7 protein-coding genes are annotated in these 4,829 nt (G+C 28.2%); 5 read left to right on the top strand and 2 right to left on the bottom strand.

The genetic code is table 11. The features are described from left to right. The first annotated feature begins 69 nt into the window (after positions 1 to 69). A complete protein-coding gene (locus tag L988_RS05155; RefSeq protein WP_255359928.1) occupies positions 70 to 663 on the top strand; it encodes an AbgT family transporter in 594 nt (197 codons plus the stop codon). A gap of 36 nt (positions 664 to 699) precedes the next feature. On the opposite strand, the gene L988_RS05150 is transcribed toward L988_RS05155, so the two are convergent. Together L988_RS05150 and L988_RS05145 are read right to left on the bottom strand one after the other, a co-directional pair. Beyond that, positions 700 to 1,422, bottom strand: a complete 723-nt coding sequence (locus tag L988_RS05150) for a hypothetical protein (protein ID WP_047382288.1) — start codon at positions 1,420 to 1,422, stop codon at positions 700 to 702. A 102-nt stretch (positions 1,423 to 1,524) separates the two neighbouring features. Beyond that, positions 1,525 to 1,737 (bottom strand): hypothetical protein, encoded by a 213-nt coding sequence (locus L988_RS05145; RefSeq protein WP_047382286.1) that lies wholly within the window; start codon positions 1,735 to 1,737, stop codon positions 1,525 to 1,527. Positions 1,738 to 1,869: 132 nt separating this feature from the next. Here L988_RS05145 and L988_RS05140 point away from each other — a divergent pair, with 132 nt between their 5' ends. From L988_RS05140 to mscL, 4 genes are all read left to right on the top strand, one after another. Then, a complete protein-coding gene (locus L988_RS05140) occupies positions 1,870 to 2,577 on the top strand; it encodes a TrkA C-terminal domain-containing protein (protein WP_047382284.1) in 708 nt (235 codons plus the stop codon). A 73-nt stretch (positions 2,578 to 2,650) separates the two neighbouring features. Further along, positions 2,651 to 3,982, top strand: a complete 1,332-nt coding sequence (locus L988_RS05135; RefSeq protein ID WP_047382283.1) for an MATE family efflux transporter — start codon at positions 2,651 to 2,653, stop codon at positions 3,980 to 3,982. A gap of 83 nt (positions 3,983 to 4,065) precedes the next feature. Next, the gene (locus L988_RS05130) at positions 4,066 to 4,305 is read left to right on the top strand and encodes a hypothetical protein (protein ID WP_047382281.1); all 240 of its coding nucleotides are present in this window, start codon (positions 4,066 to 4,068) and stop codon (positions 4,303 to 4,305) included. A 35-nt stretch (positions 4,306 to 4,340) separates the two neighbouring features. Then, the gene (mscL, locus tag L988_RS05125) at positions 4,341 to 4,736 is read left to right on the top strand and encodes a large-conductance mechanosensitive channel protein MscL (protein ID WP_047382280.1); all 396 of its coding nucleotides are present in this window, start codon (positions 4,341 to 4,343) and stop codon (positions 4,734 to 4,736) included. The last annotated feature ends 93 nt before the right edge of the window (positions 4,737 to 4,829 follow it).

Raw genomic sequence — 4,829 nt, 5'->3', positions numbered from 1 at the left:
TTAATTTGAAAAAAGTATCTTTCCTATTAAACTTTATTAGTTACTAGCTGAGTAGTTACTGCATTCTTTATTCCAGGATTAGCTTACGGTATTGCTGCTAAAACAGTTAAATCACACAAAGATGTTATCAAAGCTATGACTAAAGCTATGGCTTCTTGTGGACAAGTTTTAGTTATCATATTCGTTTCTGCACAATTCGTTTATGTTTTCTCAAAATCAAACATCGGAATTGTTATAGCTGTTAAGCTTGCTGATGTATTAAAAGATTTAGGAATTTCTGGAATCTGGGCTGCGGTTGGATTAATCTTCTTAACTGCTTTTGTTAACCTATTTATCGGAGGAGCTTCTTCTAAATGGTTAATGCTATCTCCAGTATTCATTCCTATGTTTGTTGAACTAGGATTAACTCCTGAATATACTCAATTAGCATACAGAATTGGAGATTCGACTACTAACATTATATCTCCATTAATGTCTTACTTCCCAATCATAGTTGGTTTTGCTTCTAAATATGAGGAAAAAGAGGGATCAATGGGAATTGGAACTATCATTGCTATGATGCTACCATACTCTATTGTATTCTTAATTGGATGGACAATAATGTTCGTTGCATGGACTTATTTAGGATTACCAATTGGACCTGGAGTAAGCATGTTTATGTAAAAAAACTAAAGGATGAAGAAAATTTCTTCATCCTTTTTATATATCCTTTTCTTCTCCTACTTCTATTATATCAATATATTTTTTCATCTCTTTTCGAGCAGCTTCTCCCTTAGAAAAAATTGTAATTACATTTTCTGGATTTAAGGTTCTAATAAAACTATTTAACATAACTAAATCCATAGTCTTATCGTCACTGAAATAACTATTTTTTATTCTTCCTATATTTGCAATCATCAAATCTATTGGATAATATATAAGATTTTTTATTATATTTTCAGCATATATAGTATCCGCTGTTATGTATATTCGTTTCACTTTCCCTTCTCCATCAATTATTGTCAAAAAATAACCATTAGCCTTCCCCAAAATTGGATTTGATAAAAATCCACCACCTTTATAGGTCGGTATTACTTCTATTATTATTTTATACCCTTTTATCTCTATCTCTCTTTTTTTAAACCATTCGACAAAATCTATATTTGAGTTTTTTTTATCTCTCAAAAGTTTTCCAGATTCTTTTCTAGTTATAATTCTAGCGTTTTCTTCTATAATTTTAGCACCCTCTTCATCAAAATGATTTAAAGAACACTCTGTTATCAACCATAATTTTATATTTTTAAAACTTTCATCTTCCGGTCCAACAAATCTAATATCCTCTCCTTTTTTATTTAAAAACGATGGATTACATCCTATTTTAAATTTTTTATCTATCTCCAATATCCAACAAGTTTTTCCTAAAAATTTAAATTTCAACTCCATAGTTCCCTCCAAAACTTAAATTCAATGATATAAGTCTTTTCTGCAAACATCTGTATCTTCCTTTAAAAAAAAAGTATCCTTACTATGGACACTTTTCTTCATCTATTTCTCAGTTTTTATAACTCCTTTTGTATACTCAATTTTTATAACTTTATCCGTAAAAGGAACCTCTTGAGTTACATATCCATCAAACAATTTCCCTTTATAATATAATTTAGTTCCCTTCAACTCTAAGTTTTCATCTCCAAATTTAACCTCTTGTTTACTGCAAGCAACCAAAGATAAAATTGCTATCCCTAATAATATTTTTCTCATACCTTATTACTCCTAACTAAATTTAATTAAAAATATTATAGCATATATTTTTTAACTTTTTCTATTTATTAAAGGATTTTCTTTTTTTTATAGTACTTATCTTTATACAAACTATTATCTATAGGTGGTGTTATGAGTACTGACTTTGCAATCTTAGCTTTTTTCAGTTTAATGTTAGCTTATCTTTTAATCTGTGAAATTTTCACTATTCTTTTTAGATTAACCGGCTTAACGGAAGAAACAGCACGTTTTCAAGTTATCTCTATGTTAACAACATGTGGTTTTACAACAGTTGAAAGTGAACTTATTACCTCTTCTAGAAAAAGAAAAAAACTTGCTTTTATAACTATCCTTTTTGGTTATATTTTCTCAGTTACAATAGTCTCTATGGTTATAAATTTCTTTATGCGTTTAAGTGATGAAAATAGCCTACAAATTATTCTAAAAGCTATTTTAGCTATAATTTTTATTATTATCATCTGGTATATTCTTCTAAAAGTAAATTTTGTTAAAACTCGATTTGATAAAATAATTAGTAGATTCGGAGTAAAAGCTATGTTTAAAAACCAAAATAATCCTATTATGGTTTTAGCAATTTTTAAGTCTGAAGTTATTGCAGAAGTTACAATTACTAATTTACCTGAAGAACTTATAGATACAAAGTTAAAGGATTCTTATATTAGATTACACTACAATCTTCAAATTTTAACTGTAATAAAACCTAATGATGAAAGCACTCCAGTAACCGGAGATACAATACTTGAAAACAATGATAAAGTTATTATTTTTGGAACATTAAAAAATATAAAAAAACTTTTTATCAGAGAAAAGAAATTTTAAATAAAGAGACTTACCAGTCTCTTTTTTTTATGTTATAATCTACCTCGGCGTAAAAATTTTAAAGGAGTAGATAATGAAACTTGGATCAATTGATTTAGAAAGAGATTCTATAAGTAAGCTATTTTTTAACTTTTCTTTTCCAGCTGTAATGGGAATGTTAATCTCAGCTTTTTATGTTATTATTGATGGTATTTTTATAGGTAGAGGTATCGGTGGAGATGGTTTAGCAGCAATTAATGTTGCATACCCTGTAATCACTTTAACTATTGCTTTGAGTCTTATGTTTGGAACTGGAGGAGCCACAGTTATCTCTATAAAACAGGGAGAAGGAAAATCTGAAGAAGTTAATAAATATTTTTCACATATGATTATTTTAAATATTATTTCCTATATTATCATATGTTCGTTAACACTTATATTCCAAAATAAAATTATCTATTTTTTAGGAAGTAGTGATAAATTATTTGACTTAACAAAAGCTTATTTAATTCCAGGAGTTATTTTCAGTATATTTTTTATGTTATCTATATCTTTAAATGCTGTGGTTAGAAATAACAATAGCCCTAATTTTGCTATGGCATCTATGGGAATTGGAGCCATCGTAAACATTTTATTAGATGAACTTTTCATTCTTAAGTTTAAATGGGGAATGTATGGTGCAGCATATGCTACTGGTATAGCCCAGATGTCATCTGCATTATTTTTGCTTTCTTATTTTTTAAGGAAGGATTGTAATATAAAATTTATACAAAACACACTAGATATTAAAGCTATTAAAAGAATTTGCTTGAATGGATTCCCATCTTTTATTCTAGAATTTGCGGTTGCTGTAATTACAATTTTATTCAATTCAACTTTAATGGTTTTAACTGGTGAGATTGGAGTAGCAGCTTTTAGTATAATCGCTTATATATTTTATGTTTTTAGAATGATTTTCAATGGTTTGGCACAAGGGATTCAACCTATTATCAGTTATAACTTCGGTGCTAAACAATGGAGCAGAATAAAAGACACCTTAGTTTTAGGTCATAAGATATCTTTAGTTGTTTCTTTACTAATTCTTTCACTTGTGTATTTCGAAAGAGATTTTATCATCGAATTTTTCAACGGAGATTTAGAATTAATCAAATTGGCTTCTAGAGGTTTACTTATATACTCATCAGCAGTTATATTTTTAGGAGCTAATTTTATTCATATATCTTATTTACAGTCTATGGAGAAAGCTACTATCGCTAATTTTTTATCTTTTGGTAGAAGTTTTGTATTTATTATTATTGGTATCTTTACTTTACCAAGTTTTATTGGTATAGATGGTGTTTGGCTCTCTCTTCCCTTTGCTGACTTCATGACATTTATTACTGGAGTGGCTATTGGATTAAAAAATAGAAACAACAAAACTACATAATTTTTTTTCTTGAGAGAAAAAGAAATCAACTTTTATTTCGTATATAAATAACATAATACTTTTGACAAAAGGAGGGAAGTCTTATGTTGCATTTTGTACACGATTATGAATTTTTAGGTCTAGCTAAGAAAAATTTTACTGATGATTATGGTAATGAGATGTGTCAGCTTTACTATATATATAAATGTAAAAAATGTCATAAAATTAAAATAAAAGAGTTTATGGTTTCTAAAGCTGATGAATCGGATGGAATCCCTACTGTTTTAGGTCTATATCGCAACGCTTTAGATTGTGATGTTCTTAGAGCTATTGAAATTTCTTAACATTTATAAGTTTTAAATTATAAGGAGGGGTACAGATGTTTTTAAAAGAGTTTAAAGAGTTTGCTATCAAAGGAAATGCTATTGATTTAGCTGTCGGTGTTATAATTGGAGGGGCTTTTGGGAAAATTGTAACCTCTATTGTCAATGATCTTTTGATGCCTATTGTTGGTATTTTATTAGGTGGAATCAATTTCTCAGACCTTAAATATGTTATAAAGCCCGCTGAAGGAACTATTCCTGAAGCTGCAATAAGATATGGTAATTTTATTCAGTCAGTTGTTGATTTTACAATCATCGCCTTTTGTATCTTTTTGATGGTAAAAGCTATTAATCAATTACGAAAGAAAGATGAAGTTCCTGCTACACCACCAGCTCCTACAAATGAGGAAAATCTTTTAACTGAAATCAGAGATTTATTAGCTAAAAAATAATTTTTTAATACTTAATAAAAAAAGAGATTCTACGTAACTACTCAGCTGGTAGATTACAAAAAATAAAAAATAGCTAAATAATAGGAGATTTCT

Origin of the sequence: Cetobacterium sp. ZWU0022 (assembly GCF_000800875.1) — a bacterium.
Classification (GTDB): Bacteria; Fusobacteriota; Fusobacteriia; order Fusobacteriales; family Fusobacteriaceae; genus Cetobacterium_A.
This window is presented reverse-complemented; position numbering and strand designations above follow the sequence as displayed.

What these genes read in the sequence shown, in the direction of transcription:
- L988_RS05150 (WP_047382288.1), bottom strand. Translation starts at nt 1,422, where the DNA reads ATGGAGTTGAAATTTAAATTTTTAGGAAAAACTTGTTGGATATTGGAG.
- L988_RS05145 (WP_047382286.1), bottom strand. Translation starts at nt 1,737, where the DNA reads ATGAGAAAAATATTATTAGGGATAGCAATTTTATCTTTGGTTGCTTGC.
- L988_RS05140 (WP_047382284.1), top strand. Translation starts at nt 1,870, where the DNA reads ATGAGTACTGACTTTGCAATCTTAGCTTTTTTCAGTTTAATGTTAGCT.
- L988_RS05135 (WP_047382283.1), top strand. Translation starts at nt 2,651, where the DNA reads ATGAAACTTGGATCAATTGATTTAGAAAGAGATTCTATAAGTAAGCTA.
- L988_RS05130 (WP_047382281.1), top strand. Translation starts at nt 4,066, where the DNA reads ATGTTGCATTTTGTACACGATTATGAATTTTTAGGTCTAGCTAAGAAA.
- mscL (WP_047382280.1), top strand. Translation starts at nt 4,341, where the DNA reads ATGTTTTTAAAAGAGTTTAAAGAGTTTGCTATCAAAGGAAATGCTATT.